Source organism: Streptomyces sp. WZ-12 (assembly GCF_028898845.1).
Classification (GTDB): Bacteria; Actinomycetota; Actinomycetes; order Streptomycetales; family Streptomycetaceae; genus Streptomyces.
This window is the reverse complement of the sequence record NZ_CP118574.1, coordinates 8633763-8660518: the sequence shown is the minus strand read 5'-3', so window position 1 is coordinate 8660518 and position 26756 is coordinate 8633763. Positions and strand designations below refer to the sequence as shown.

The 26756-nt window shown below is 70.4% G+C and carries 24 protein-coding genes and 2 pseudogenes; 16 read left to right on the top strand and 10 right to left on the bottom strand.

The window, feature by feature from the left end; all coding sequences use genetic code 11:
• Nucleotides 1-210: 210 nt before the first annotated feature.
• Together PV796_RS37940 and PV796_RS37935 are read right to left on the bottom strand one after the other, a co-directional pair.
• A complete protein-coding gene (locus tag PV796_RS37940) occupies nt 211-621 on the bottom strand; it encodes a hypothetical protein (protein ID WP_274918313.1) in 411 nt (136 codons plus the stop codon).
• A gap of 5 nt (nt 622-626) precedes the next feature.
• On the bottom strand, nt 627-1958 hold the full coding sequence (locus PV796_RS37935; protein WP_274918312.1) for a GAF domain-containing SpoIIE family protein phosphatase: 1332 nt from the start codon (nt 1956-1958) through the stop codon (nt 627-629).
• Nucleotides 1959-2205: 247 nt separating this feature from the next.
• On the opposite strand from PV796_RS37935, the gene PV796_RS37930 reads away from it, so the two are divergent.
• The gene (locus PV796_RS37930) at nt 2206-2982 is read left to right on the top strand and encodes an STAS/SEC14 domain-containing protein (RefSeq protein ID WP_274918310.1); all 777 of its coding nucleotides are present in this window, start codon (nt 2206-2208) and stop codon (nt 2980-2982) included.
• Entirely contained in the window at nt 2979-3434 is a 456-nt protein-coding gene (locus PV796_RS37925; RefSeq protein ID WP_274918308.1) for an archease, read from the top strand. The genes PV796_RS37930 and PV796_RS37925 overlap by 4 nt, the downstream gene beginning before the upstream one ends.
• A 41-nt stretch (nt 3435-3475) precedes the next feature.
• Here PV796_RS37925 and PV796_RS37920 read toward each other — a convergent pair whose 3' ends face one another.
• Nucleotides 3476-4900: an RtcB family protein gene (locus tag PV796_RS37920; RefSeq protein ID WP_274918307.1), complete on the bottom strand. Its 1425-nt coding sequence runs from the start codon at nt 4898-4900 to the stop codon at nt 3476-3478.
• A gap of 303 nt (nt 4901-5203) precedes the next feature.
• On the opposite strand from PV796_RS37920, the gene PV796_RS37915 reads away from it, so the two are divergent.
• Nucleotides 5204-6067, top strand: a complete 864-nt coding sequence (locus tag PV796_RS37915) for an alpha/beta fold hydrolase (RefSeq protein WP_274918306.1) — start codon at nt 5204-5206, stop codon at nt 6065-6067.
• A 213-nt stretch (nt 6068-6280) separates the two neighbouring features.
• Complete coding sequence (locus tag PV796_RS37910) at nt 6281-7864, top strand: MFS transporter (RefSeq protein WP_274918304.1); 1584 nt, start codon at nt 6281-6283, stop codon at nt 7862-7864.
• Nucleotides 7865-8090: 226 nt separating this feature from the next.
• Here the strand turns inward: PV796_RS37910 and PV796_RS37905 are convergent, their stop codons facing one another.
• A complete protein-coding gene (locus PV796_RS37905) occupies nt 8091-8921 on the bottom strand; it encodes a class II aldolase/adducin family protein (protein WP_274918303.1) in 831 nt (276 codons plus the stop codon).
• Between the two features lie 246 nt (nt 8922-9167).
• Here PV796_RS37905 and PV796_RS37900 point away from each other — a divergent pair, with 246 nt between their 5' ends.
• Both PV796_RS37900 and PV796_RS37895 read left to right on the top strand, forming a co-directional pair.
• Nucleotides 9168-9803, top strand: a complete 636-nt coding sequence (locus PV796_RS37900) for a TetR/AcrR family transcriptional regulator (protein ID WP_274918302.1) — start codon at nt 9168-9170, stop codon at nt 9801-9803.
• A gap of 79 nt (nt 9804-9882) precedes the next feature.
• Entirely contained in the window at nt 9883-10020 is a 138-nt protein-coding gene (locus PV796_RS37895; protein ID WP_274918301.1) for a hypothetical protein, read from the top strand.
• 15 nt (nt 10021-10035) lie between these two features.
• Here PV796_RS37895 and crcB read toward each other — a convergent pair whose 3' ends face one another.
• The 4 genes and pseudogenes from crcB to PV796_RS37875 all read right to left on the bottom strand — a co-directional run bounded on the left by crcB (nt 10036) and on the right by PV796_RS37875 (nt 12472).
• Nucleotides 10036-10410 carry a fluoride efflux transporter CrcB gene (crcB, locus tag PV796_RS37890; protein WP_274918298.1) on the bottom strand — a complete coding sequence of 125 codons (375 nt, stop codon included), beginning with the start codon at nt 10408-10410 and terminating at the stop codon, nt 10036-10038.
• Between the two features lie 67 nt (nt 10411-10477).
• Nucleotides 10478-10885: pseudogene (locus PV796_RS37885) on the bottom strand (fluoride efflux transporter FluC); the annotation flags it as partial.
• A gap of 244 nt (nt 10886-11129) precedes the next feature.
• Complete coding sequence (locus PV796_RS37880) at nt 11130-11996, bottom strand: maleylpyruvate isomerase family mycothiol-dependent enzyme (RefSeq protein ID WP_274918296.1); 867 nt, start codon at nt 11994-11996, stop codon at nt 11130-11132.
• 80 nt (nt 11997-12076) lie between these two features.
• Complete coding sequence (locus PV796_RS37875; RefSeq protein ID WP_274918295.1) at nt 12077-12472, bottom strand: ArsR/SmtB family transcription factor; 396 nt, start codon at nt 12470-12472, stop codon at nt 12077-12079.
• Between the two features lie 106 nt (nt 12473-12578).
• Here PV796_RS37875 and PV796_RS37870 point away from each other — a divergent pair, with 106 nt between their 5' ends.
• Complete coding sequence (locus tag PV796_RS37870) at nt 12579-14564, top strand: heavy metal translocating P-type ATPase (RefSeq protein WP_274918293.1); 1986 nt, start codon at nt 12579-12581, stop codon at nt 14562-14564.
• Nucleotides 14565-14587: 23 nt separating this feature from the next.
• Here PV796_RS37870 and PV796_RS37865 read toward each other — a convergent pair whose 3' ends face one another.
• Complete coding sequence (locus PV796_RS37865) at nt 14588-15475, bottom strand: LysR family transcriptional regulator (protein WP_274918292.1); 888 nt, start codon at nt 15473-15475, stop codon at nt 14588-14590.
• Nucleotides 15476-15588: 113 nt separating this feature from the next.
• On the opposite strand from PV796_RS37865, the gene PV796_RS37860 reads away from it, so the two are divergent.
• From PV796_RS37860 to PV796_RS37835, 6 genes and pseudogenes are all read left to right on the top strand, one after another.
• The gene (locus PV796_RS37860) at nt 15589-16188 is read left to right on the top strand and encodes a short chain dehydrogenase (protein ID WP_274918291.1); all 600 of its coding nucleotides are present in this window, start codon (nt 15589-15591) and stop codon (nt 16186-16188) included.
• A 387-nt stretch (nt 16189-16575) separates the two neighbouring features.
• A complete protein-coding gene (locus PV796_RS37855) occupies nt 16576-16857 on the top strand; it encodes a hypothetical protein (RefSeq protein WP_274918289.1) in 282 nt (93 codons plus the stop codon).
• 863 nt (nt 16858-17720) lie between these two features.
• Nucleotides 17721-18983 (top strand): DUF6801 domain-containing protein, encoded by a 1263-nt coding sequence (locus PV796_RS37850; protein WP_342456975.1) that lies wholly within the window; start codon nt 17721-17723, stop codon nt 18981-18983.
• Between the two features lie 249 nt (nt 18984-19232).
• The gene (locus PV796_RS37845; protein WP_274918286.1) at nt 19233-22010 is read left to right on the top strand and encodes an NACHT domain-containing protein; all 2778 of its coding nucleotides are present in this window, start codon (nt 19233-19235) and stop codon (nt 22008-22010) included.
• A gap of 85 nt (nt 22011-22095) precedes the next feature.
• Nucleotides 22096-22453 (top strand): annotated as a pseudogene (locus tag PV796_RS37840) (zinc-binding dehydrogenase); the annotation flags it as partial.
• A gap of 136 nt (nt 22454-22589) precedes the next feature.
• Nucleotides 22590-23354, top strand: a complete 765-nt coding sequence (locus tag PV796_RS37835) for an esterase/lipase family protein (RefSeq protein WP_446750709.1) — start codon at nt 22590-22592, stop codon at nt 23352-23354.
• On the opposite strand, the gene PV796_RS37830 is transcribed toward PV796_RS37835, so the two are convergent.
• Nucleotides 23355-24332, bottom strand: coding sequence for an NADP-dependent oxidoreductase (locus tag PV796_RS37830; protein WP_274918284.1), 978 nt, complete (start codon nt 24330-24332; stop codon nt 23355-23357).
• A gap of 141 nt (nt 24333-24473) precedes the next feature.
• Between PV796_RS37830 and PV796_RS37825 the strand changes: the two genes are divergently transcribed.
• From PV796_RS37825 to PV796_RS37815, 3 genes are all read left to right on the top strand, one after another.
• On the top strand, nt 24474-25496 hold the full coding sequence (locus tag PV796_RS37825; RefSeq protein ID WP_274918282.1) for a GlxA family transcriptional regulator: 1023 nt from the start codon (nt 24474-24476) through the stop codon (nt 25494-25496).
• A 645-nt stretch (nt 25497-26141) separates the two neighbouring features.
• Nucleotides 26142-26336, top strand: coding sequence for a hypothetical protein (locus PV796_RS37820; protein WP_274918280.1), 195 nt, complete (start codon nt 26142-26144; stop codon nt 26334-26336).
• A 16-nt stretch (nt 26337-26352) separates the two neighbouring features.
• Nucleotides 26353-26715 carry an ArsR/SmtB family transcription factor gene (locus PV796_RS37815; RefSeq protein WP_274918279.1) on the top strand — a complete coding sequence of 121 codons (363 nt, stop codon included), beginning with the start codon at nt 26353-26355 and terminating at the stop codon, nt 26713-26715.
• Nucleotides 26716-26756 lie beyond the last annotated feature (41 nt).

Sequence of the window (26756 nt, the reverse complement as noted above, 5' to 3'; positions counted from 1 at the left end):
GCGGGATCGTAGGGCACGGCCTGGGGTGGCGTGCCCTGGCGAAGGGCAGGACGAGGTTGGGATCTCGCCAAATCGACACCAAGTGACGCGGAGTCGATGCCGGGTGACGCGGAGCGATCAACTCGCCGGGTGTGGGCGGTTTTCGCCCGGCCTGCGGTCGTGCGGTCCGGCCCCCGGGCGCGGCTGCCGGGTCTGGCCTTCCCACCCCTCTCACGCCGAGTCCGGTGGTGGAGGAATTGCCTGTCGCCAGTCCGCGGGGTCGATGTCCGGGAGTTGGCGGCGAAGACGTTCCGTCGCGGCCTGTGGGTGCGCGACGGTGACGGCGAGGAGGCCGAACGGAGCGGCGGCGGCCCGCAGTTCGACGCAGACGACCGGACTGCGCGGTCGGATGGCGACGAAGTCCCGCCCGCCGGCGTGCTCCCGGATGCCCAGGCACAGCGTGTCGGGAATCCACAGGCCGCGCCGCCGTCTGCCACGCAGGGCGCGCCACCAGTCGGGTTCGACCGCCACCCGACGCACGGCCGTCACCGGCACGCGCACGGTGCCGTGGCGTCCGACCGCCTTCTCCCACCACGCCAGGCGGACGACGAGTTCCGCACCGGAGATCAGCAGCCTGGCCATGGCCGTCATGCGCCCGCGCGGCGGCCCGGCGGGGTGTCCGGGGTGCGCAGGGCGAGGAGGGCCATGTCGTCGTGGCCGTCGCTGGGGTGGTGGTCGACCAGTGCCTGGACGAGGTCGTCCAGTGGCGCTTCGGCGTGTTCGGCGGCGAGTTGGAGGAGGGCGTTGAGGTCCTGGTTGATGTGGTGAGCGGGGTGTTCGATCAGCCCGTCGGTGAAGAAGACGACGGTGGTGCGCGCGGGCAGTGGGTGGGTGTGGTCGGAGCGGGGGTGGGCGGGGTCGACGCCGAGGGGGATGCCCGGGTCGGCGTGCAGGTATGCGGCTCCGCCGTCGGGGGTGATCAGCAGGGGCGGGAGGTGGCCGGCGGTGGACCAGTGCAACTGCCAGTCGTCGCCGGCGGGTTCGATGCGGGCCAGGCAGGCGGTGGTGACCGGGGTGTCGGTGATGGCGTGGAGGGTGCGGTCGAGCTGGGTGAGGATGGCGCTCGGTGGGGTGCAGCGGTCGTACAGCAGGGCGCGCAGCATGTTGCGGGTGGCGGCCATGGCTGCCGCGGCGTGCAGGTCGTGGCCGACCACGTCGCCGATGACGACGCCGACGGCGCCGTCGGGGAGCCAGGCGGCGTCGTACCAGTCCCCGCCCAGGTGGGCGGGTGCGGCGGCGGGCCGGTAGACGGCCGCGGCGGTGAACGGTGCGAGGTCGGGCAGGGTGGGCAACAGGAGGCGTTGGAACTGCTCGGCGCTGTCGCGGACCTGCTGGAACAGGCGGGCGTTGTCGATGGCGATGCCGGCGGCCCCGGCGAGCGCGACGACGACCTCCTCGTCGGCGAGGTCGAAGGGTTGTCCGTCGCGGCGCTCGGTCAGGTACAGGTCGCCGTAGATCCGGCCGCGCACGCTGACGGCGACCCCGAGCAGGGTGCGCATGTGCGGGTGGTGGGGCGGGAAGCCCGCCGCGGCCGGGTGGCAGCCGATCTCGTCGACGCGGAGCGGTTCGGGGTGGCGGATGAGGTGGCCGAGCAGTCCGTGTCCGCGCGGGAACTCCAGACCGTCCAGGGCCGTGCGTTCCTCCTCCGACAGACCGGCGGCGATGAACTCCTCCAGGTGTTCCCCGGACTCGTGCAGCACCCCGAGCGCCCCGTAGCGGGCATCGACCAGGTCCATGGCGGTGGTGACGATCCGGCGCAACACCGCCGGCAGTTCCAGCTCCCGGCTGATGGCCAGCACCGCGTCCAGCAGTGCCTGAAGCTGTGCCTGGGAACGGCCGCCCGCGGCATCCTGCTGCTGCCGCAGGTCGTCCGAGAACTGCGGCTCCGGTCGCGGGAGCTGTTCGGGCGGCTGCATCATGCTCCGATCCACGGCGGCGCCAGGGCCAGGGCCTCATGGGAGCGGAGGGCGGCGTTCCCCGCCTTCCTCTCCCTGCTCCCATGCTGCGCGGTGACGCACCCCGGGTCGAACCGGGACGGGCGTCCCAACTCACCGTGGGTATCACACCACCCCACGCAGAGCGACGCCGACTTTCCACGAGCGCGAAATAATGGGCGGTAGGGGCCGTAGGGAATGAGCTCCGCCCCCTCGCGGAGGGAGGAACGCCATGCTGAAGTACGCCAAGGACACGCCCGCAGGCATCGACGTGGTGCAGGCGATCGGCACGGTGTCGAAGGCCGACTACGAGGCGGTGGTGAAGCCGCTCGTCGATGAGGCCCGCAGGGAGGGGCGACGCCTGCGCGTGCTGTGCGAGATCGGGCCGGAGTTCCGTTCGTTCACACCGGGCGCCGGTTGGGAGGACCTCAAGGTCGCCCCCGCCGCGATGCGGCTGTGCGACGGCTGCGCGGTCGTCAGCGATGCGGGCTGGATTCGGGAGACGACGCGCCTGGCGCGCTTCCTGATGCCCTGCCCCGTGCATGTCTTCGGTGGGCAGGAGCGCGAGGAGGCCGTGGCGTGGTTGACGTCGCTGCCGGCCGGTTCAGGCGTGTCCCATCGACTCCTGCCCGACTCGGGCGTACTCCTCGTCGAGGTCGAACGCCCGCTGCGTGCCCAGGACTTCGAGGCCCTGGCGGCGACCGCGGACGACTGGCTGCGGAGCCACGACACGCTGGCCGGGGTCGTGATCCATGCGCGCGGGTTCCCCGGTTGGGAGAACCTCGCCAGCCTGTTCCGCCATGTGCGGTGCGTCCGCGGCCATCATCGGAAGGTCGAGCGGATCGCGCTGGCGGTGGACGGCCAGGTCGCCGCGGTGGCGCCCCGGCTTGCCAACCACCTCGTCCGGTCCGAAGTGCGTCGCTTCGCCTACGACGAACTCGATGACGCCCTCGCCTGGGCCGCCGGCACCCCACGCCCCGCCGCCGAACATGACGCACCACAACCATGATTGCGGTCAGCGACCCCACGCAGCCTGGCGGGCACCGCAGCGTTCCGCACACCGCGGACCTGCGGGTCGAGGCGTGGGGTCCGACCCGTGAGGTGTGCCTGGCCCAGGCGGTGCGGGGAGTCTGCGAGTCCTTCCTGGACATGGCGGGCGCGAAGGCCGCGAGGGGCCCGACGGGTGCCCGTCATCGAGAGGTGACGGTGCGGGCAGACACCGACGAGGACCTGCTGGTGGCCCTCTTGGAAGAGGTCGTCTACTGGCTCGACACGCAGAACGAGGCACCGGTCGAGGCGGAGCTGACGCCCGTCCGCGGCGGCCTGCGAGCCCTCCTCTCCATGACGGACATCGGGTCGCTCCCGGTGACCGGCGCCGCACCGAAAGCCGTCACCCTGCACGGGTTGTCGTGCGGGAGCGGACCGGATGGCTGGCGCTGCTCGGTCACCCTCGACGTGTGACCGGGCAGCCGCCCTTCTCATGCTCCGGCTCGACCCTCACCTCACCCCTTGACGACGCCCAACGGGACCAGCCGGGCGACCAGTCGGGCCAGTCCGGCGCCCTCGGTGGCGGTGGCGACCGCGTCGACGTCCTTGTAGGCGGCGGGGGCCTCCTCTGCGAGGCCGCGCCACGACGAGGGCCGGACCGCGATGCCGCGCGACTCCAGGACGCTCCGCAAGTGCTCTCCTTGGACCTCGCGCAGCGCCCGGTGCCGGCTCCACACCCGTCCCGCGCCGTGGCAGGCGGAGAAGAACGCACCGTTGTCTGGCGTGCCGACCATGACGTACGAGGCGGTGCCCATGGTGCCGGGTACGAGAACGGGCTGGCCGGCCTCGGCGAGCTCCTCCGACAGGCTGGGGTGGCCGGCAGGCAGAGCCAGGGTGGCCCCCTTGCGGTGGACGCACAGCCGTCGCACCTCGCCGTCCAGCGCATGGGTCTCGACCTTGGCCATGTTGTGGGAGACGTCGTACACCAGGTCCACGTCGACTCCGGTGGTGGTGGCGAAGGCCCGGCGTGCGGCCTGGGTGAGGAGTTGCCGGTTGGCGCGGCCGTAGTTGGCGGCGGCGGCCATCGCCCCGAGGTAGTTGCGACCGGATCGCGAGACGACGGGTGCGCAGGCCAACTGGCGGTCCGGGATCTTGATGCCGTAAGCGCGCAGTGACTGTTCCATGACCCGGGCGTGATCGGTGCACACCTGGTGACCCAGGCCGCGGGAGCCGCAGTGGATCATGACGCAGACCTGACCGGCCCGCAGGCCGAAGGCGGCCGCGGTGCTTGCGTCGTACACCCGGTCCACTGCCTGGACTTCGAGGAAGTGGTTGCCGGAGCCCAGGCTGCCGACCTGTTGGAGTCCGCGCTCGATGGCGCGTTGGCCGACGTGGTTCGGGTCTGCGTCCGCCAGCGCCCCGTGGTCCTCGCAGCGCTCCAGGTCGCGCGGGACGCCGTGGCCGCTTTCGACGGCGTACCGGGCGCCGCCGACCAGCAGCTTCTCCATCTGTGCGCGTCCGGACATCTTCCACAGTCCGCCGCGCCCCGCACCGCGCGGGACGGTGTCCCCGAGGATGTCCATCAACGCCTTCAAGTGGGGTGCCAAGTCGGCCCGTTCCATGTTCGCGGCCAGCAGCCGGACGCCGCAGGAGATGTCGAATCCCACCCCGCCCGGCGAGACGACGCCACCGGCGTCGACGTCCGTGGCCGCGACCCCGCCGATGGGAAAGCCGTACCCCCAGTGCACGTCCGGCATCGCGTACGAGGCGCGGACGATCCCGGGCAGCGTCGCCACGTTCACCACCTGCTCCAGGGCCCGGTCCCCGACGGCCTGCGGCAACAGCTCACGACTGGCGAAGACGACACCGGGCACGCGCATGGCGCCCTCCCGCTCGATGCGGTACCGGAACGGGGTCTCCTCCCGCACCGTGACGTCCATGTCCGTCCGCCGCCTTGCCTGTCTGTCTGTCTGTCTGTCTGTCTGTCTGTCGATGGGATCGGGGCGCTCCCCTTGCTCCCCTTCGCTCCCCCGCTCCCATCGTCATCCCCACAGCCATCCCGTGCTCGGCGGGGCGCCGCCTGCGCCGGGGAAGGGCCCCAACGCAAGGACCCAAACCGGTTGCCCCGATGATCTTTCGCTGCGTAATCTCCCCGGAGAGCGGAGAGCCCGGACAACCGTTCGCGTTGCCCCTCGGCCGCATGCGCCGTCGATCCGGCCGGGTCCCAGAGAGTGAGTGAACAGATGCAGCCGACGTTCGTCCTGGTTCACGGAGCCTTCGCGAACTCCTTCTCCTTCGCACCGCTTCAGGCCGAACTCGGCCTGCTCGGGCACCGTTCTGTCGCCGTCGACCTCCCTGGCCATGGTTTCCAGGCAAGCTACTCGCGCGCTTACCAGGCACCGCAGGATCTCGAAGGGCTCGCCACCGCGCCCGGCTCGATCAAGGGCGTCACGCTCGCCGACAACGCCAGGCACCTCATCAACATCCTGGAACGGGCCAAGGAGAACGGCCCGGTGATCCTCGTCTCGCACAGTCGCGGCGGCATCACGGCCACCGCCGTGGCCAACGCGCGGCCGGACCTGATCGACCGCCTCGTCTACGTCTCGGCCTGGTGCCCGGTCGATCTCGACGTCAACGACTACTACGCCGAGCCGGAGATGGCCACGTACGACGGCGTCTCGCTCGCGCCGGCGATGGTCGGGAATCCGGCCGAACTCGGCCTGCTGCGCTGCAACTTCCGCACCGCGGACCCGGACGCCCTCGCGGCGTTCAAGGCGGCCTTCTTCGCCGACGGCACCGACGAGGAGTTCCTGACCTTCCTCAACACCTTCCAGCCCGACGAGAATCTCGACGGCGGCACCTCCAGCGACCGCGCACAGGCCGCGACCTGGGGCCGCATCCCGAAGACCTACGTCCGCCTGGCCGATGACGCGAGCCTGACGCCCGCGCTCCAGGACCGACTGATCCGCGAGGGCAACGCCCTGACCCCGGACAACCCGTACGACGTCCGCACCCTCGCAGGCAGCCACCTGAAGTGGCTGGTCGACCCGGCCCCGGCGGCCCGCGTCCTGGGTGAACTCGCCGCCCTCACGGCCGAGTCGGCCTGACAGTCAGTGTGTGACCTCGCGGTCGGGCGAGGAATGCGGGGGCGAGGGGCGGCGGCAGAGGATCTTGCCGGACCTACCGGCGGTGCCGGCGTCACCGGCCCTCCCCCTCCGCCGCGCGGAGAGGGCATCCGGGCGGTCAGGGCACCGATCACACCCCTGATCGTCCGGCATTGAGGTCATCGGGTGACCTATTGAGTCCTTAGCGTCGAAGCCATGACTGATGGCAAGACTCCGCACGACCGCACCAACGTATCGATCGGCCAGGCACCACCCGACCTCAGGCAGTCACCACGGGACCCAGCAGATCCGTTCCGTTGGCTGGCGCTGATCGTCCTCCTCGTCGCGACCTTCATGGACGCGGTGGACGTGACCGTGGTCAATATCGCCGTGCCCCATATCCAACAGGACACCGGGGCGTCGACCGCCCAGATCCAGTGGCTGGTCGGCGGGTACGCCCTGGCCTTCGCACTGGGTTTGATCACCGGCGGACGCCTGGGTGATCTCTACGGCCGCAAGCGGGTCTTCCTCATCGGGGTCGCCGGGTTCACCCTCACCTCGCTGGTGTGCGGTGTCGCCGGCTCCCCCGAGACGCTGCTGGTCGGCCGGATCGCACAGGGCGCGGCGGGCGCGCTGATGGTGCCTCAGGTGCTGTCGATCATCCATGTCAGTTTCGCCAGGCAGGAGCGCGGCAAGGTCTTCGGGATCTTCGGGGCGGTCGGCTCGTTGGGCGTGTTGGCAGGGCCGTTGGTCGGTGCGCTGCTGGTCGAGGGCGATGTGTTCGGGCTGGGTTGGCGGCCGATCTTCCTGGTCAACCTGCCGCTGGGCGTGTTGGGCCTGATCGCCGGCACGATGCTGCTCCGTGAGTCCAAGGCCGAGCGGGCGGCCGGGCTCGATGTGGGCGGCATGCTGCTGTCCACGCTCGGGCTGCTGTTCCTCGTCCTGCCGTTGATCCAGGGCCGCGAGTTGGGCTGGCCGGTGTGGACGTACGTGATGCTGGCGGCGTCGGTGCCGGTGCTGGGATTGTTCGTCGCGTACGAGCGCCGGGTGGTCGCCCGCGGCGGCTCCCCGCTGGTCGTGCTCTCGCTGTTCAGCCGCAGGAGCTTCACGGGCGGCCTGGGCGTACAACTGCTGTTCGGACTGGCCTCGGGAGTGTTCTTCCTCGCCTGGACGCTGTACCTGCAACTGGGGCTGGGTTACTCGCCGTTGAAGGCGGGCCTGTCCGGGCTGCCGCTCTCCCTGCTGCTGATGGCCGGCGCCGGCGTCTCGATGCAGGTGTTGGTGCCGCGCTTCGGCCGCCGGGTACTCCAGGCCGGTGCGCTGATCGCCGCGGCCGGGATGGTCCTGTTCGCGTGGCTGACCGGCCACTACGGTGCCGGCATCTCGCTCTGGCAAACAATGCTGCCGCTGGTGCCGATGGGCATCGGCATGGGCCTGATCGTCGCGCCGCTGGCGGACATCGTCCTCTCCGAGGTGCCGCACCAGCACGCCGGTTCCGCCTCCGGCCTGAACAACACCACCACCCAGCTCGGCCAGGCAGTCGGCACCGCCCTCTCCTCGGTGATCTTCTTCAACCACCTGCCTGGCGGCGGCAACCCGACCGCCCAGGCAGCAAGGATGCCGGCAGCCTTCGCGCACACCCTGCCCTACGTCGCCGGCGCCTTCCTCGCCGCCTTCGCGCTATTGTACGCGGTGCCGCGCAAGGCCGGGGCGGGGAACAAGGACGGGGAAGACGGCGACAGCACCCCGGTCAAGGAGGCGCTCACCGAGCCGGATCGCTACGCCGCGTCCGCCCGCTGATGGGGAACCGGTCGCGGCGGAGACGACGCGATGACGGTGCGATGACGACGCGAACGCTCCGCCCCTTTGGGCCCGTTGGGACATTCGCCGACCTGTTGGACTTCTAGCCTCACAGGGTCGGGGCCCGGCAGGGCAGTGCGCGGGCGCGGCAACGATGACTGCCGGACCACACGGGCAGCCGGCCGTCCTGCATGGACCAGCGACGCCACCCCTCGCACAGCGCGTGTCAGTCGAACAAGTCCGGTGCGTCGTCGGTGATCTGATCCCACATCGGTTGGGCCTGGAACCAGCCCGCGAGCGGAGTGCCGAGTTGGTCGCGGGTCCTCAGGGCCGTCTCGTGATCGATGTGCAGTGGCTTTCCGGCGGCCATCGCCAGGAGTTGGGCCTGGCAGGAGCGTTCCATGGTGACGAACCACCACACCGCCTCGGCGACGGTGTGGCCGACGGTGAGCAGTCCGTGGTTGGCGAGGATGGCGGCCTTGTGCGGACCGAGGGCGGCCCCGATGCGGCGGCCCTCCTCCAACTCGTCGGCGACGCCGCGGTAGTCGGCGTAGAGGCCGTGGTCCTCGTAGAAGGCGCAGGCGTCCTGGGTGAGGGGGGCGAGGGGGATGCCGAGGCTGGCGAATGCCTTGCCGTGCAGCGAGTGGGCGTGAGCGGCGGCCTGGACGTCGGGGCGGGCGGCGTGGACCTGGGAGTGGATGACGAACGCGGCCTTGTTCACCGGCCGTTCGCCGTGCAGGACGTTGCCCTCGTGGTCGACCAGGATCAGGTCCGAGACCTTGATCCGGTGGAAGCTCATGCCGAACGGGTTGACCCAGAAACAGTCCGGGTGCTCGGGGTCGCGCACGGTGATGTGCCCGGCGACGCCTTCGGAGAACCCGAACTTCCCGAACAGGCGGAAACCGGCGGCGAGTTGCTCCTTTCGGTATCGCCGTTCGGCGTCGAGGGAGTCGAAGACGGGAGGGGTGGGCAGGCCGGTTCCGTCGGGGGCGGGGCCGACCAGGCGGGTGGGGCCGGAAGCACCTAAGGCAGCGGTGGTGGTCGTGGCCGCGCTCATGAAGTCCTCCAAAGATGCGGGGAGTTCAACGACGGGCACGAAGATACCTCCATGTATCAGATACAGCAATGCATCGGATGCACTGCTGTATTCTCGGTCGGGCCACCGCACCCGCCCGACGGAACACAGAACGGGCAGCGGGACGCACAGCGGGACGACGGCTAACGAGCAGGCGAGCGAACGAGCAACAGATCGCGGTGCACCATGAAGACGGCAGTGAAGCGGAGAAGCGGAGAGAGGGTCGCGATGCCCAAGGGAGTCACCAAACGCCGGCCGCAGACCCGGGCCGCGCTGCTGCGGGCCGCGCTGGAGGTCTTCGCCGAACAGGGTTTCCACGCCGCCACCATCGAGCAGATCTGCACCCGCGCCGGCTACACCCGCGGCGCGTTCTACTCCAACTTCGCCAGTAAGGAAGAGCTGTTCTTCACGCTGTTCGACGAGCACAGCGACCGCCTTGCCGCGCGGCTGAGGACACTGGTCGACCAGATGGGTACCGACGAGCCCACGGCGGAACGCTTCGCACAGATCGTGGCCCGCAACGAGCTCGAAGCCGAGGAGCGTGCCTGGTATCTGGTGACCACCGAGTTCACCCTGCACGCCATCCGGACGCCCGAGGCGGCACGGAAGTTGGCCGAGCACGACGCCCGGGCCCGCGCGGCCATCGCCGAGGCCGTCACCGAACTCGCCACCCGCCTGGGGCGTCAACTCGCCGTCGACATCGACGAGTTCGTCCGCCTCCTCGTGGCGCTCCGGGAAGGCGGACAGGCCCAGAGCTACGTCGAACCCGATGTCTACCCCCCGGGCGAACTGGAACGGCGCTTCCTCCCCGCGCTCCTCTCCACCTTCAGCGACCCCGCCACGAACTCAGGCAAACAAACATGAACGCTGACGGGACCGGAGGGCCCGCTCGCGGGCCTGATGGCGCCGTCGGCGCTCGATGGCCTGGGCGGGGAGCCTCTTGGTGACCGTCCTCGGGGTCGTGCCGCTGGTACTGGGGCCGGTCTCCTGGCTGGTGGCGGGCGACACCGTGCGCTCACTGCACGGGAGGGAGCGGGCCGACGCGGTGAACGCGGTCCGGCAGACGCGTAGGCCCGCGTAGCAGTACGCCTACGCATCACGCCCAGGCAGCCTGCGCCAACGCGGTCCCCGGGAAGGCCGCGCCCAGGCCGGCGGTCAGGCTCCCCACCACGTTGGCCACCGCGAAGAGCCGCACCCCGTCCTGGGACAGCCGCAACGTCTCGTACGAGAAGGTGGAGTAGGTCGTCAGCGCGCCGCACAACCCGGTCCCGATGAGCAACTGCACCTGCGTTGGCGCCGCACCAGCCGCCACCGCACCGGTGACCAGCCCCAGGATCAGACTGCCGATGACGTTGACCGTGAAGGTCCCCCAGGGGAAGAGGGTGTCGTGCCGCTGCTGCACGGCCCGGTCGGTCAGATACCGCAGTGGCGCGCCAACCACGGCTCCTATGAGTACAAGTAGCCAGTTCACGCTGTGCCTTCCCGCTGCGCCGACAACCGCAGCACCCTGCCGTTCGGACTGGTCATCGCGCCCTCCGCTCGACCAGGCGCTGGGCGTCCACCACATACGTCGAGAACGTCGTGAAGCCGCCCAGGACCCCCGTACCGAAGAACGGCCGCACCAACCGGTGCGCGGCCCGGACATCGGTGATGACGACCATGAAGACACCGATCACCGCGCATCCCCACACGTTGATCACCAGGGTCGTCCACGGGAAGGCGCCGGCGGCCGTCGGCCAACGCAGGGACAGTCCGCAGCGGGTGGCGGCACCCAGTCCCCCACCGATCGCGACCGCGCAGACGACCGGCAGTTGCCCGGCACGAGCGCCACGGGACGGGCGCCCCGCATCGCCAGCCGGTTCCACATCGGGACCGGTATCGGGAGGGACGGACTCGGGGGCTGCCTTCGGGGCCGCACCTGCCTGAGCGTTCTCCACGTTCCACATCTCCTACTTGCCAGGCACCCGAAAATGGGCGCGCCCCGCTGCAAGTAGGGACTGTTGGCGGCGCCGATGCCGCGGTTCGGGTACGGCGAGCCCCACCGCCGTGCGGCAACGAGAACGAGGAGATGAACGGTTGCCGCGGGACCAAGGGTAGTGCCTGCCGGAGAGGCGTCGACACGGACGCCCGCCCCTGGGCTCGCCCCGGGCCGGGGCGGAAGCCCGGGCCACCGTCGGCCGCGTTGCGCAATCAGTACACGATCGACACGATCTGGCAGGCGGCTTCGGCCAGTTGACGGTCTCCGTCGATGTGGACGCGGGCCAGTGCGGTGGTCGGCTCGACCCCGCGGGTGCACAGTCGCCAGGCGGTCTCCGCGTCCAGGGTGACGCGGACTGCGGGTGATCCGGCGTCGGGCTCGGCCAGGGACCAGCCGCCCGGGGTGTCAGTGGTGGCGGTGGCGGCCCAACTGCCGCCGGCCGGGCCCGAGATGTGGATCTGGACCTGCGTGCCGGCGGCGGCGTGGGTTTCGCGCAGGGTGTGGGGCAGGGCTCTCAGGAAGGTGTCCAGGACCGCCGACAACGTGTCCGGGTCGGGGTCGGTTGCCTGGCCGACGGCTTGGCGGATCTGCTGGCGATGGGTCCAGAACTCGGTCAGTTCGCGGGCGCTGTCGAGCCACATGGGGGCGGGATCGGCTCCTGCCCAGGAGACTCCCAACGACGGTTCGTCGAGGTCAGCGGCCTCGAAGAGGCGAGCGACCTGGGCGCCGAAGAGGTCCAGGGCATCGATGAGCGCGGCGGGGCTGACCCGGCGGTGGGCGTCGACCCACTCCTGGTTGATGCGGTGGATGAACGCCTCCAGCGTCTCCCCCGGCGCGAAGGCGGGCCCGGCCTGGTGACCGTCGCGGTCCCGACTCAGGCGCCCGTAACAGTCGCCGAGGACGTGTGCGGCCACGTCGTGCACATCCCAGCCAGACACGACTTCCCTGCGCCAGTCGGCCGGCTCCAGTCCGCGCAGGGTGGCCAGCAACGCCGCGTGCTCCCGGGCGAACAGCGGGCGGGCGTCGATGCGGCTGCCGAGCCAGGAGTGGCGGGGAAGGTCATCGGGCGGAGGGTTCATGGCCTCAGCCTGCCATCGCGAAGCCCGGCCCACCAACGAATATGCGGCCTGTGGAGGCGTTCGGGGCACGAGCCGGGCGCTCAACGGGAGGCGGTCGCCTGCCGGTTCACGGGGGCGGCCTCGGGCGCATCGGTCAGGCCCATCTTCAAGTGCTCGACGTGGTAGAGGGCTTGGTCCAGGAGTTCGGCGACGTGGTTGTCGTAGAGCGCGTACACCACTGAACGCCCCTTGCGGGTGCCGACCACGAGGCCGAGGTTGCGCAGCAGGCGCAGTTGGTGGGAGCAGGCGGACTGCTCCATGCCGACCTCCGCGGCGAGTTCGGTGGCGGCGAGCGGACCCTCGCGCAGCCGGGCGAGGATCAGCAGGCGGGACGGGGTGGCCAGGGCCTGCAAGGTGGTGGCCACCCTCGTGGCGCTGGCCGCGTCCAGATGCGCGCGCGGGACGCTGCTGCGAGGGGTTGCCGCTCCATGGCCCATGCGGTCATCGTACGCCACCATGATTACATGAATCATTGTTCATTCGTTCCTGCTACGGTGACGACGTTGGTGCGCTCCGCCTCCGCCTACGAAGGGCCCCGCTCCCGTGTCTTCCACGCTCACCCGCTCAGCCACGCCCGACGGCGTCCGCCACGACGCGGCACCTCCGCGGCGCCGCACGAGGATCCTGGCCCTGCCCGAGGCGAGGTGGGCGGCGGCCGCACTGGCGCTGTTCCTGACCGCACTGCCGCTCCACCTCCTCGGGGCACCGGCCTGGTCCTGGGGCCCGCTGTTCGCCCTGACCTACGTCACCGGCGGCTGGGAGCCGGGGTGGGCGGGGCTGCAGGCGCTCAAGGACAAGACCCTGGACGTGGACCTGCTGATGGTCGTCGCCGCGCTCGGGGCCGCGGCGATCGGTCAAGTGCTGGACGGCGCACTGCTGATCGTCATCTTCGCCACCTCCGGAGCCCTGGAGGCGATCGCCACCGCACGCACCGCGGACTCCGTCCGCAGCCTGCTCGACCTGGCTCCCACCACCGCCACCCGCCTCACCGACGACGGCGTCGAGGAGGAGGTCCCCACCGGGCAACTCCGTGTCGGTGACACCGTCCTGGTCCGTCCCGGCGAGCGGATCGGCGCCGACGGGCGCGTGCTGGACGGAGCCAGCGACGTCGACCAGGCCACCATCACGGGCGAGCCGCTGCCGGTGGCCAAGGAGGCGGGAGACGAGGTGTTCGCCGGCACCCTCAACGGCACCGGAGCGCTGCGGGTCGAGGTCGAGCGGGACCCGTCCGACTCGGTGATCGCACGGATCGTGGCCATGGTCGAGGAAGCCTCCGAAACCAAGGCACCCACCCAACTGTTCATCGAGAAGGTCGAACAGCGGTATTCGCTGGGCATGGTGGTCGCCACCCTCGCGCTCTTCGCGGTCCCGCTGTTGTTCGGCGCCGCCGTTCAGCCCACGCTGCTGCGCGCCATGACCTTCATGATCGTCGCGTCCCCGTGCGCGGTGGTGCTGGCCACGATGCCCCCGCTGCTGTCCGCGATCGCCAACGCCGGCCGCCACGGCGTCCTGATCAAGTCCGCCGTGGTCATGGAACGCCTCGGCCAGATCGACCAGGTCGCGCTCGACAAGACCGGCACCCTCACCGAAGGCACCCCGCAGGTCACCGACGTCCGCCCGCTGACCACCGGCCTCTCCGAGGAGGGGCTGCTGACGCTGGCGGCGGCGGCCGAGCACCCCAGTGAACATCCGCTGGCCCGTGCCGTCGTGGACGCCGCCCGCACCCGCGGCCTGGACATCCCGCTCGCGACGGACTTCGCCTCCACTCCCGGCACCGGGGTCACGGCCACCGTCGGCGGCCAGGCCGTGGCGATCGGCAGCCCCGCCCGGCTCCTCAACGGCCGTGACGGTCGCGCCGAACGCCACGCCGCCGCGCTCGCCGAGCAGTTGGCGGAGCACGGCCGCACCGTCGTGCTCGTCGAGGTGGACGGCGCCCCGGTCGGCGCGCTCGGCATCGCCGACCGTCTCCGGACCGAGGCCGCCGCCACCGTCACCGCCCTGGGCGCCCTCACCGGGACCGCCCCCGTGCTGATCACCGGCGACAATCCGCGCGCCGCCGCCCACCTGGCCGCCGAGGTCGGCATCACCGACGTCCGCGCCGGGCTCCTGCCCCAGGAAAAGGTCAGCGCGGTAAGGGAGTTGGAGGCCGCCGGAGGCAGGGTGCTCGTGGTCGGCGACGGCGTCAACGACGCCCCGGCCCTGGCCGCCGCCCACACCGGCATCGCCATGGGCCGCGCCGGCTCCGATCTCGCCCTGGAAGCCGCCGACGCCGTCATCGTCCGCGATGAACTCGCCACCGTCCCCGCCGCCGTGGCCCTCTCCCGCCGGGCCCGCCATCTGGTGGTGCAGAACCTCGTCATCGCCGCGGCCTTCATCACCGCCCTGGTCATCTGGGACCTGGCCGGAACCCTGCCCCTGCCACTCGGCGTCGCCGGCCACGAGGGCTCCACCGTCATCGTCGGCCTCAACGGCCTGCGCCTCCTGGCCGACACCGCCTGGAAACGGGCCCGGGACGACAACGGCCGCTGAGCCGCGGGCCGCCCCCTCAGTTCTCAGCCGCTGACCGCCTCCCGCACCGCCGCGAGGAATTCCGTCGTCTGCGGATGCGTGGGCTGCGCCGGGTGCGCCACGTACACCGTGGCGGCCGGGGCGTCGGTGACCGGGACGTAGGCCACGCCCGGGTGCTGGTGGCTCTCCCGCGTGCCGGCCGCCGCGATGCCGACGGCGTCGCCGGCGGCGATGGTGGTCAGCCAGGCATCGACGTTCTCGACCACCCGCACGCTCTCCGGGCGCCGTTCCCTGGGCCACAGTTCGACGCTCGCGGCGCCGGCCTCGGGGCAGGCGACGAGCGACTCATCGGCGAGTTCGGCGAGGGTGAGAGCGGGGCGGGCGGCCAGGGCGTGGTCGTCGGGTAGGGCGGCGACGCGCTCCTCCAAGTAGAGGGCCTCGGCGCGCAGCCGGGCATCGGCGGGCCGGGTGCGGAGGACGGCGACGTCGGTCTCGCCGGTGGCCAGGCCGGCGGTTCGGCTGTCCACGCGTCGCAGTTCGAGGGTGACGTGTGGGTGGCTGCGCCGCCAGGAGCGCAGGAGCGGCACGGTGAGTTCGCCGAGGACCGCGCAGGTGTAGCCGACGCGCAGCGGCCGGGAGACCGCGGTGGTCTCGGCGAGGGCGGCGTCGACGTGGGCGAGGATGGCCTGCCCGTGCTCCCGGAGGGTCCGTCCGGCGGGGGTGAGGGTCAGATGGCGGGACGAACGGTCCACGAGGCGGACATCGAGGTGCCCTTCGAGCGCCGCGAGGGTGCGGGAGAGGGCAGGTTGGGTGAGGCGCAGCCGCGCCGCGGCGGCGGTGATGGTGCCCTCCTCGGCTATGACGACCAGGGCCTTCAGATGGCGTAGCTCCACATCCATGCCCAGGAAGCATAGTTCCTGACCGAAAGGCATTTTCGGGGGCATACCAGGGAGCCGTAGCGTCGCCGACACCGACCGGATCTCCAGAGCTCCGGTTCTCCGGTTCTCTAGCTCTCCGGTTTCTTCCGAGGATGACGGTGGTGGTGATGAAGGTTGTCGTGGTGGGCGCGTTCGGCACGCTGGGCGGCGCGGTGCGTTCGGAGTTGGTCGACCGCGGTCATGAGGTGGTGGCGGTGGGGCGGAGTCGCGGCGACGTGCTGTGCGACATCGCCGATCCGGCGGCCGTGGGGAGGCTCTACGAGCAGGTGACGGGCATCGACGCGGTGGTGTGCGCCGCGGGGGACGCGGTGTTCGCCCCGCTCGGCGAGCTGACCACCGCCGACATGACGGCCACCCTGCGCGGCAAGGCGCTGAGCCAGATCGAGTTGGTGCGGCAGGGCGTGCGGCACGTGGCGCCGGAGGGGTCGTTCACCTTGGTCACGGGAATGCTGGCGCAGCAGCCCATCGTGGGCGGCGCCGCGGCCTCGGCGGCGAACGGTGCGGTCGAGGCGTTCGTCCGCGCGGCCGCCATCGAGATCGCGCCACAGCGCGTGAACGCGGTGAGCCCGACGCTGCTCACCGAATCGACGGAGTCCTACGGGCCGTTCTTCCCAGGAGTCGAGCCGGTCCCGGCGGCCAAGGTCGCCTGGGCGTACGTCCGTTCCGTCGAGGGCCGGGAGACGGGGCGGGTGTTGAGCGTGGACTAGGCGAGCAGGGAGCGGCGGAGGCAGGGATCTTATTTCAGCCACATATCCGACTACAGAGGCGATATAGACATAAGGTCTGCGGTGCGCACTGAGCGTGCGTCCATACCGTTTCCCTCTCTTTCCGTCAGGATGTGTCCCTCTGTGATACGTGTCCGAGCCCGCCGCCGCGCTTCCCTGTCCACCGCAGCAGTTGCGGCCACGGCGTTGCTCGTCCTCACCGGTTGCCAGCCCGGCGCCAGCGGCGGGGACCAGGCGGATCCGTCGCCCACCACTTCGGTCGCGCCCTCGGCCTCGGAGTCCGCCTCGGAGTCGCCCTCCCCCTCCCCCAGTCCGTCGACCGCATCCCCGACACCGTCAGCCGCGACCGCATCCCCGACACCCGCCGCGGTGACGAACTCTCCGGAGGAGAAGGGGAGTTACGCCTACGGATCGGGCTCCGGCTCCTCGTCGCATTCGGGATCGCGGTCCGGCGGCGGATCGTCGTCATCGTCCTCGTCCGGTTCCGCTGCCGGCGCGCCCGACACCGCTGGCGCCATCCTCTCCCCGTCCGGGAACTACTACCAGCGCGGCCAGTTCTGCAAGAAGGCCCACCTGGGTCTCACCACGCGCGACGCGCACGGCAACCCGTTGCACTGCGCCATGCAGAGCGGCCGACCGCACTGGCAGTGAGCACGTCCGACGGTAGACCTGGGCTGCGGCATGGAGAGGTAAGCGCCGCGCCCTGAGGGGATCGATCCGCATACCGCGACGGGTGCGGCGCACGGCCGGTCGCGACGCCCGGCGCCCGAGGTGGCGGGCGCCAGACAAGAGGACGGACGTCCACTCGCTGGGCGCGAGCCTGTACGCGGCGGTCGAAGGCCCGTCACGCCGACTGGCGTCAGTCGTGGGCTGCGACCGCATTCACGCCTTCGACGACGGCCGGATCGTGGAATCGCGCACGCACGCCCAACTCATGGCCTAACGCGGCGAATACGCCGCGATGTTCACCCTGCAAGTCTCCACCACAAGGCCACAACCGGCGCCGCCGACAAGGAGGTTTGCCCGTGACCGAGACCGCGGCACCTGCGGATGACGCATCTCCTCCCTCACCGGAGGAAGTCAACTCCTCGGCCTTGATCTCCAATTCGGCCGGTGGGCACCTGCTGAACGCCTCCGTCGAACGTAGGTAAGCGCACCTGCACGGTTCTTGATGTTCAGTGAACCGTGTGGGGTATTTCGGGAAGGCACCCTCCAACAAGGCGTGTTGGGGGGTGCCCGCGCTATGCTCCAAGTTCCTCACGCAACCAGAACCGCCCGAGTGGCGTCTTTCAAGTAACGTCACGTGCCCCGTTGATCGAAATCGTCCGGGCGCCGCAGATCCGGCACGGGTCACGCGATCTGAGCAGCATGCTGAGCTACCAGAAAAGAGAATCGTGCCGTAATTGCACACCCGAACCACGAACGGGGGCTAGCTCATGAACATCAGGTGCGGCAGGCCAAGGAGGAGGATCATCCTTGCGGCCGCCACGGCTACGGCAACAGCAAGCGGATTGGTGGGCAATATCGGAGCCGGATCGGCTGCCGCGCAACCGCTTTCCCGCACATTCGACTACACATGCTCGGCTGGTCTGCTGAGCAATCAGCCGTTCACGGTGGAGATCTATTCGGACGTCCCGCGTTCGGTCGCGGTCGGCGCACCCCGCAAGACCATCGCCGTCAACGCGGTGGCGACGGTGAGCGCGGGATTCACCTGGTGGCTCGCCCATGCCGGTATGAAGACCCTCGGGGGCACTGTGGACGGAACGGTCCATGTGGCCGCGCCGCAGGAGGACTTCGACGTCGCGGTCCCCTTCCACCTGGCGACGACCAACGTCCCGGCATCCGGTTCGTTCAAAGTCAGGGCGACCGCCAGTGTGACCACGCGCGCCTTCGACCATCCGGGCAAGGGGACGGTCACCGCCGGCGGCCTCACCCTTCACCTTCAGGTAGAGAACGCGGCTGGAAGCGTGAAGCTATGGGGCGCCGCTCCGTGCACCCTGAACGCCGGCCAAAGCAATGTCGTGACGTCCTTCGACGTCACGAAGCCGACCCCGGCGCCCACCGCCCCTCCGAACTCTTCGACCGGATCGGGCGCCTCCGCCGCTCCGAGGCCGACGACCGGATCGGTGGGCACCGCCGCCGTTCCCCGGCCGACGCTGTCAGCGGGCGCCGGCCCCACACCCCACAGTGCGCCCACGCCCGGCCACCCGGGCCCTAGCGCTTCCAACGCTTCCCACGCCCCAACGGTGACGAGCCCCACCCACGCGCCCCCGAGGTCGACCGCACCCGCGATCGTCGGTAGGACCTCGACCGGCGGGCAGAACACCAGGGATCTCATCCTGCTGGCCGTGGGCGCGCTCGCCGCATGCGCCGCCTCCTTCGGCCTTGGCGCGCTGTTCAAGAACCGCCGGCGTACCAGTGGCGACGGGGCGGCTCAGCGGTCCATCGACCCGAAGCAAGGCATGCTCGTCGATGGCGTCAACGCCGGAAGCAGCGAAGTCAGTTACCCCAGGATGGACGTGAAGGCTGCCGCCCCGCAGCGTCGGGGGTATGAGGGTAGGGCGGCATCGCACGACATCGCGGGCAGGAGGGTCCAAGAAGGCCGGAACCTCTTGAGGGGGCGTCATGTTCCGTACCAGGGCGGTCATCAGGGCGTCGCGGCGCGTGCCTGCGGCGGCACCGATCTGAACGACCAGTTCCCGGGCTCGCTACAAGGCGTAGACGTCGATGCCGCGGCCGACGAGCAGTCCAACACCGCATACGTTCGACGGGGGTAGTGAACGAACGGCCACCGTCTGTGCAACGGGGGTTGAAGCAGGGCGGCAGGCAGGCAGCCACGGGTGCCTGCCTGCTGGGGCGGGGACGGCCGCGCGGAAAGCCGACCATCCGCCCTCCGCGCGAAGGGAGAGGTCTCCGGTGACTGAGATCGACGCTTTGCCTGGCCAGATCGTGCCTGCAGTTGAAGCGGCAGCGGGTGCGTACGACATGGGCGTGCTGACCTGGGCCGAGAGTGAGGCGGCGGTCCGGTGAGCGTCGCGCCGGATCCGCAGGGGTCGGGACCCGCCGCGCGGACTGCTGACCAGTCGCGCGGCGAAGGGCCGATCACGGTCAGCAACGTCACGGGCGTTGTCAGTTTCGGTAACGACAACCTCATCGTGTACATCGACAAGGGGTTGTCCGCCGAGGGCGCGTTGACCGAGTTGGTCGGGCAACTCGTGGATGCAGTGCGCGCCGAACGCAGCTCCGTTGGGAAGGAGCTGGCCGACAAGGCCGATCTGCTCGCCGGGGACGTCCGTGCGCGCCTGCAGCATGAGGTGGAACAACTGGGGCTGGAGGACCGCGAGTTGCCGGTGCGCTGGCAACCGGTGCGGGGGAGAGCGCCCGGCCCCGAAGGCGCCCACAACGCCCGGTCCGGGGTAACGCCCACTCCCCCGGTGGGCCTGGCCGGTCAAAAGGACGGGATCACCGCCGCCCTTGAACAGGCGAAGTCCCACTGGCTGATCGTGCTGGGGCGGGCCGGCTCGGGGAAGAGCGCCCTGGCCCTGCGTTTCGCACTGGCCCGCCTCAAAGCACGCCCTCCCGCCCACAGAGCACCGGTGCCGGTGATCTTCAGTCTCGGATCATGGAATCCCGACACCACCCCGCTGCGGAAATGGTTGATCGCCCGCCTGGAGCGGGACCAGCCCTATCTCGCCACGGCAAGCCCGAGCGGTAAAACGTGGGCCGCCGCGCTGGTGGGTGCCGACTACGTGTTACCGGTCCTGGACGGGTTCGATGAGATCGCCACCGGATTGCGCAAACGCGCGCTGAGAGAACTCAACAGATGCGGCCTGCCGCTGCTGGTGACCAGTCGCCACGCCGAATTCGAAGCCGCCAGGAGGAACACCCATGTTGAACCCTCCGCCGCTGCCATCGAATTGATCGACCTCGACCTGGACGACTCCATCAGGTATTTACAGGAGGCCACCGGCACAACTCTCCCTGCCAGTCCGGACGTCGCCCCCCAGACCGGGTGGGCTCACGTCCTGAGTGAGTTGCGCTACCGTCGCCACACGCCGGACGTCGCCAATCTCGCCGCCGTGCTGACCACCCCCTTGATGGTCACACTCGCCCGATTCGTCTACGAATCCACACTTGACCCGTCGGACCTGCTGAAACCCGAGAAGTTCGGCACCCGAGAGGCCCTGGAAAACCACCTCTTGGACGCCTTCATCCCCACCGCCTACGAGCGCTTCCTGAGCGACGAGAACAACGAGCCGGAAGCACAAGGACGCCGGCGTCGGAACGCCGAGCGCGCCCGGCACTGGCTCGGCTACCTCGCCGCGCATCTGACGGAACTCAAAACGCCCGACATCGAATGGTGGCGGCTGGGGACCACCGTCAGGCTGCGCTGGGTCATGCTGCGGGTCGGGGTCACGATCGGAATCGCGTCCGGACTCATGGCTGGGCTCGCTTACGGGTTCGAAGACTGGCTCACATTCGGGCCCGCGTACGGACTCCGGTCGGCGGGCATTTCCGGCCCGGCGAACGGGCTCGCGCTGGGACTGACCTTCGCTCTCGTGCACGGGTTCGCCACCAAGATGAAGGTCGGCGGCCCGAAGTTCGAACCGTCGCTCATGGAGGTCAGGCTGCATGGCTGGGCGGAAAACGGGACGAAGGCACGACTGCGGGAGAGCTTCCGCCCCAGAGTCATGGGCGGGCTCACCGGTGGCCTCCTGTTCGGAATCGTGTGGGCGCTCGGAAGTGGGGCCGTTTCGGCCCTCGCGGGTTATCGCGGGGTGATGATCGCGTTGGGTGCGGGGCAGGTGTTCGTGGCGGGGGTCCTCCTGGGGCTCGCGATGGGGCTCATCGCCGCGCTCGGGGCCGGGTTCGAGACCGTCATCCCGCGAGAGAAACGCGCCCACCCGTCGGTCCTGTTGAACACGAACCGCGCCACCGTACTCAAACAGACACTCACTATCGGGCTCGCGGTCGGGACCGGGTACGGGATCATCTTCGGGGCCGCGTCACCCACTGCCTTGGTCGGGATCGGGGCCGGGCTGGTGGCCGCATTCGTGATCGCGCTCGGGGTCGGCACCATGACCGCCTGGGGGCGTTGGGTGGTCCTGGCGCGAATCTGGCTGCCCCTGTCGGGATGGTTGCCGAGGGACCTGGACGCGTTCCTTCAGGACGCCTGCAAGCGAGAGGTCCTGCGCCAGGTCGGCACGGTCTACCAGTTCCGCCATGCCCGGCTCCGGGACCACCTGTGCGCGACCGCCGACGCCCCGCCTGAGCACATCCTTCACCGCACCAGCAACCTGGACCGCCTGTTCAACGTCGCCGACACCGACGGCGACGGCTACGTCGACAGCGCCGACTACGAGCGGATCGTCGACCGTTACTGCACCGCCTACGGACTCGCCACGGACACCCCCGAGGCGAAGGCTCTGGCGTCCTTCTACCAGGAGTACTGGGCCGGTCTGCAACGTCACGCGAAGACCGACGGCCGGCTGTCGCGCAAACAGCACCGCACCGCTGCCGGCGCCACTCCTGCGGACCCCGCCTTGCAGGAGCCGGTCGCGGCCTTCGGAGCAGCGGTGTTCAAGGTCATCGATGCGGACCACGACGGCTACATCGGAGAGCAGGAGCTGACGCGGTACCTCGCGATGTGGGACCTCGCCAGAGACGCCTCGCGCGTGCTGGACCAACTGGACACCGACGGCGACGGCCGCCTCAGCAAGGACGATCTGACCCGCGCGATCAACACCTCCTTCTACTCCCCCGACCGGGGCGGCACGGGCAGCGTGTTCTTCGGCGTCGCGTAACTCCCGTTCCACTGAGGCACGTTGGTCGGCAGCTCCGCTCCTCACCCCTACACGACGCGGCGCGGGCCGCGGGCTAGCGACGGGCCGTCTCGAAGCGACCTCCCTCAACTACGGCGAGGTGCGGATCGGCCTCCAGGAAGCCGCTGACGGCACCGTCCTGGGATGGGACACGGCCGGAGTGGTCGAACACGCGGCGGCCGACGGTTCCGGTCCGGCTGCCGGTACCCCCGTCGTGACCATGGGATCGGCCGGCGGCTGCGCCGAACTCCGCGCCATAGACACCGACTTGATGGGGATCGCCAACCGGCGCCGACCTCGGAGCTATCAGTACGATCCCCGTCGCCGGCACCACCGCGCTCCGCGCCCTGCACCGCCTCGGCCCCATCCTGGGCAGGCGCGTCCTGATCACCGGCGGCACGGGCCGCTACGCGGCCGGAACGGCGGGCCCTTTGGGCAGCCCAGCGCTGCGGCCCGCACTCAGTTGAACCTCTTCTTGTGCACCCAACTGCCGCCCCCCATCATGGAGTTCGTCCAGACCAACTGAGCGCAGCTCCGGAGGCGGAGGCATCCATGCCGCACATGCCGAACGGCAAGGGAACATCGAGTAGGTGGGGAGCGGGCAGGCTCTCGGGCCGTCGCATCCTGCTGTTCGTGGCATCGTCCGCGCTGGTGGCCACCGCGCTCGCCGTTGCCCCCGCACAGGCGGCGGCTTCCCTCAACCCCGTCGTCTTCGTTCACGGTCGAAATGCCGACCCGGGGGTCTGGAACACCATGCGGGCGGACTTCGCCCGGAACGGGTACCCGGAAGACCGGCTGTTCGCCTGGTCGTACGACACCTCGAAATCGACGAACGAAGTGCTGAGTGGCCAACTCCAAAGCTACGTGCACACGGTGCTGGAGCGGACCGGCGCCGAGAAGGTGGATCTCGTCGCCCACAGTCTCGGCAGTCTTCCGACCCGTTGGTACGTCAAGTTCGGCGACGGGCGGGACAGGGTGGCGCACTGGGCCTCCCTGGCCGGCCCCAACCACGGTACCGATCTCGCCTGGTTGTGCGCAGCGTGGGACCAGGGCTGCCGGGACATGTCCCCCGGTTCGTATGTCGTCACGCACCTCAACTCCGGTACGGCGACGCCCGGCCCGGTGAAGTACGCGACGTGGTGGTCGCCGTGCGACGAGCAGATCACCCCGCACGGCAGCACAGCGCTCGACGGCGCCCGCAACACCCGTACCGCCTGCCTGAAACACAACGACTTCCTCGGGGATGCCACCGTGTCCCGGCAGGTGCGTGCCTTCCTCAGCGGTGACGACGCGAGCGATGCGGACCGGGTGAGCCAAGCGGACTGACTACGTCGTCAGGACGATCTTGCCCGTGGTGTGGCCGGTCTCGCCCAGTTCGTGGGCCCTGCACGCCTCCGCCAGCGGGAACACCGCGGCGATCTCGACGCGGAGTTGGCCGCTCTCGACCAGGGCGGCGATCTCCCGCAGACCCGCGTGGTCGGGTTCGGCGAACAGGAAGGTGGCGTGGACCCCGGCCGCGCGGGCCCGTTCGGCGGGGAAGGTCTTGTCCGGGGGGACGATGGTGACCAGTGTCCCGCCCGGGCGCAGCGTCCGGAGGGAGCGCTCCCAGTAGGGGCCGCCTACCGCGTCGAGCACGGCGTCGACGTCGTGGACGGTCTCGGCGAAGTCCTCGCGGGTGTAGTCGATGAGCTCGTCCGCTCCCAGGCGGCGCAGGAACGCGTGCTTGCCCCGGCTGGCCGTCCCGATCACGTGGGCACCCCGTGCCTTGGCGATCTGCACGGCCAGGTGGCCGACCCCGCCCGCGGCCGCGTGGATCAGGACCCGCTTGCCCGGGCCGACGTCCGCGGTGTCCACCAGCGCTTGCCAGGCAGTCAGCGCCGCGAGGGGGATTCCCGCGGCCTGGACGTGGTCCACGTTGGCCGGGCGGCGGGCGAAGTGCCGGGCCGGGGCGGCGACATAGTCGGCGTAGGCGCCGGCCGGTTGGGGGCAGCGTGGCATGCCGAAGACCTCGTCGCCGGGCCGGAAGAGGGTGACGCCGGGGCCGACGGCCGCCACCACGCCGGAGACGTCGAAACCGAGGGCGAAGGGTGGCTTGGCCCCGCTGTGGAAGGTGCCGCACCCTTCGGTCTTCCAGGCGGTCGGATTGACGCCCGCTGCACATACCTGCACCAGGATCTCGGTGGCCGCCGGTTCCGGCCGCACGGTTCCGACGACCCTGAGGGCCTCCGGACCACCGGCACGGTTCTGGACGACGGCCCGCATCATGAAGCGGTCAGTGCGAGTAGGGTGCGTGATCTGCAACATGGTTGGTTGTCTTTCGTGTTCGGCCTTCGGGGTTGGGTTCGTGCATGTGGGTCGGTGGTGTCTGGGGGCGCTGGACCAGTTTGACGTGTGGTCAAGTTCCGACGTAGTGACCTGATGGTCAGGGTCTGAAAGAATCGGGCCATGCATCGTGTCGGCGTACTGGCCCTGGACGGCGTGCTCCCGTTCGAACTCGCCATCACCTCCCGGATCTTCGGTGCCGCCCGCGGCGCGGCGGGCGAAGGTCTGTACTCGGTGACGACATGCAGCCTGGACGGCGGTCCCGTACGCACCGACGCGGACTACGAGTTGACCGTCAGCCACGATGCCTCCCTGCTGTCCGCAGTCGACACCGTCGTCATCGCGCCCACGCACCGGCTCGGCCCCGTCAGGGAGGACGGGCGACTGCCGGATGCCTTGCAGGCGGCCCTCACCTCCGTACGGTTCGGCACCCGCATCGTGGCGATCTGCACCAGCACCTACGTCCTGGCCGCGGCCGGCCTGCTCGACGGCCGTCCGGCCACCACGCACTGGCGCGAGGCCGAGCGGTTGCAGCGGATGTTCCCGCGCGTCCGGGTCGATCCCGATGTGCTGTTCGTCGACGACGGCGATGTGCTGACCTCGGCCGGCGCGGCCGCCGGAATCGACCTGTGCCTGCACCTCGTTCGGCGGGACCACGGAAGCGAGGTCGCCAACGACGTGGCCCGTTCCTGCGTCGTTCCGCCGTGGCGCGAGGGCGGTCAGGCCCAGTACATCCGGCGCCCGGTCCCCGCCCCCACCACCAGCGGCACCGCGCCCACCCGTGCCTGGGTCCTGGAACGGCTCGCGGAACCGGTCTCCCTCGCCGACATGGCCGCTCACGCCCGGGTCAGCGTGCGCACCTTCACCCGGCACTTCCGGGACGAGGTCGGCACCAGCCCCGGCCAATGGCTGATCCAACAACGGGTGGAGCGGGCCCGTCAGTTGTTGGAGACCACCGACTGGCCGATCGATCGCATCGCCGACAGCGCGGGGTTCGGCACCGGAACGTCCCTGCGGCAGCACCTTCAGGCCGCCCTCGGCGTCTCCCCTCAGGCGTACCGGCGCACGTTCCACACCGCGCCGGCCGGCGATCCCGCGCCAGCGGAGCACGGCAAACCCGCACCGCACTTGGACCCTGCCGCCTGAACTGACACGTGGGGCCGTTGCGGCTGACGCGACCGGCACTGCGCGATCTCCCACCCGGCCGGGTCGCCCAGCGAGGTCGGCGAAGTTCCCCCGGCATCGAGCGTTTCGACTACCCGCGGCAGATCGCCAGGATGATCCACCGGGGCGAAGCCAACCGCGACAGTCTGCTCACCGGGCAACGCCGCCATGGCACCCACTGCGCCACCGGCCCTGGCTGGTGGGGAAAGACGATCACCGTCGCCCTTGGTCACGGTCACGGCCGACGCGTTGACGTGGGCGTGCCCTCCGGGGCGGACCGTCGTTGGTGGCGGTGAAGGTGCCCGCATCATCCCCGGCCCTCCGCTCCGCTGTCGTAGCGGGCGCCGGCGCACTGCGGACCTTCCCGGCCCCAAGCGCTGCTGGTTCGCTACGTCCTCGGCGTGGCGCTTGGGGCCGCTCGCTGCCCGCACGGCCCGGGACCACGCCTGGATCCGTTCGGCCGTGCGGTCGCCACCCACGCCACCCGTCGATCAACGACTGTGGCCCGCCTCTCCTCGCGAGAGGCGCCCTGGTGGTGTCCGGCGCGGGCACCGGACCCTAGACTTGCAGAGTTCTTCAATTCGATATTTTCCTCAGAGGTCAATGACGTCGCGGTGTGGAGGTCTGATGGGCGACTTCGCCGAAGCGGTGCGGGAACGGGTGCGCAGAGCACGGGAGGCTGTCGCGGCGGCGCACGAGGCCGGGGACGTCTACGCGGTGGCCGAGGCCAGGGAGGAGCTGGACGACGCGCTGCGGATGGCGCGCGACCTCGGCGTGGATCCCGGTGCCGGACCGGAGGACGAACACGAAGACCCCAGGTGAAGGGAGGCGGCACTGCATGAACAGGACGCAGGTTCCCCTGTATCAGGCGAAGGCGGAGTTCTTCCGGATGCTGGGGCATCCCGTCCGGATCCGGGTGCTGGAGCTGCTGCAGGACGGGCCGAAGCCGGTGCGGGAGCTGCTGGCCGACATCGAGGTGGAGCCGTCGAGCCTGTCGCAGCAGCTCGCGGTGTTGCGCCGGGCGGGGATCGTGACGGCCACGCGAGGCGGGTCGACGGTGGTGTACGAGTTGGCCGGCGGTGACGTGGCCGAGCTGTTGCGGGCCGCGCGTCGGATCCTGGTGGAGCTGCTGGCCGGGCGGGAGGACCTGCTGACGCAGTTGCGCGCGTCGGGGGCGGGCGCTCCGGAGCAGGGACCGTGAGGTGAGCGGGGCGCGCCCTGCGGTGATGGCGTCGGCAGACC

Excerpts from the sequence above, each read along its gene's own strand:
- PV796_RS37815 (WP_274918279.1), top strand. The coding sequence starts at position 26,353 with ATGAACAGGACGCAGGTTCCCCTGTATCAGGCGAAGGCGGAGTTCTTC.
- PV796_RS37820 (WP_274918280.1), top strand. The coding sequence starts at position 26,142 with ATGGGCGACTTCGCCGAAGCGGTGCGGGAACGGGTGCGCAGAGCACGG.
- PV796_RS37880 (WP_274918296.1), bottom strand. The coding sequence starts at position 11,996 with ATGAACCCTCCGCCCGATGACCTTCCCCGCCACTCCTGGCTCGGCAGC.
- PV796_RS37875 (WP_274918295.1), bottom strand. The coding sequence starts at position 12,472 with ATGGGCCATGGAGCGGCAACCCCTCGCAGCAGCGTCCCGCGCGCGCAT.
- PV796_RS37830 (WP_274918284.1), bottom strand. The coding sequence starts at position 24,332 with ATGTTGCAGATCACGCACCCTACTCGCACTGACCGCTTCATGATGCGG.
- PV796_RS37905 (WP_274918303.1), bottom strand. The coding sequence starts at position 8,921 with ATGAGCGCGGCCACGACCACCACCGCTGCCTTAGGTGCTTCCGGCCCC.
- PV796_RS37930 (WP_274918310.1), top strand. The coding sequence starts at position 2,206 with ATGCTGAAGTACGCCAAGGACACGCCCGCAGGCATCGACGTGGTGCAG.
- PV796_RS37835 (WP_446750709.1), top strand. The coding sequence starts at position 22,590 with ATGCCGAACGGCAAGGGAACATCGAGTAGGTGGGGAGCGGGCAGGCTC.
- PV796_RS37935 (WP_274918312.1), bottom strand. The coding sequence starts at position 1,958 with ATGATGCAGCCGCCCGAACAGCTCCCGCGACCGGAGCCGCAGTTCTCG.
- PV796_RS37940 (WP_274918313.1), bottom strand. The coding sequence starts at position 621 with ATGGCCAGGCTGCTGATCTCCGGTGCGGAACTCGTCGTCCGCCTGGCG.
- PV796_RS37910 (WP_274918304.1), top strand. The coding sequence starts at position 6,281 with ATGACTGATGGCAAGACTCCGCACGACCGCACCAACGTATCGATCGGC.
- PV796_RS37925 (WP_274918308.1), top strand. The coding sequence starts at position 2,979 with ATGATTGCGGTCAGCGACCCCACGCAGCCTGGCGGGCACCGCAGCGTT.
- PV796_RS37900 (WP_274918302.1), top strand. The coding sequence starts at position 9,168 with ATGCCCAAGGGAGTCACCAAACGCCGGCCGCAGACCCGGGCCGCGCTG.
- PV796_RS37865 (WP_274918292.1), bottom strand. The coding sequence starts at position 15,475 with ATGCCTTTCGGTCAGGAACTATGCTTCCTGGGCATGGATGTGGAGCTA.
- PV796_RS37860 (WP_274918291.1), top strand. The coding sequence starts at position 15,589 with ATGAAGGTTGTCGTGGTGGGCGCGTTCGGCACGCTGGGCGGCGCGGTG.
- PV796_RS37825 (WP_274918282.1), top strand. The coding sequence starts at position 24,474 with ATGCATCGTGTCGGCGTACTGGCCCTGGACGGCGTGCTCCCGTTCGAA.
- PV796_RS37920 (WP_274918307.1), bottom strand. The coding sequence starts at position 4,900 with ATGGACGTCACGGTGCGGGAGGAGACCCCGTTCCGGTACCGCATCGAG.
- PV796_RS37915 (WP_274918306.1), top strand. The coding sequence starts at position 5,204 with ATGCAGCCGACGTTCGTCCTGGTTCACGGAGCCTTCGCGAACTCCTTC.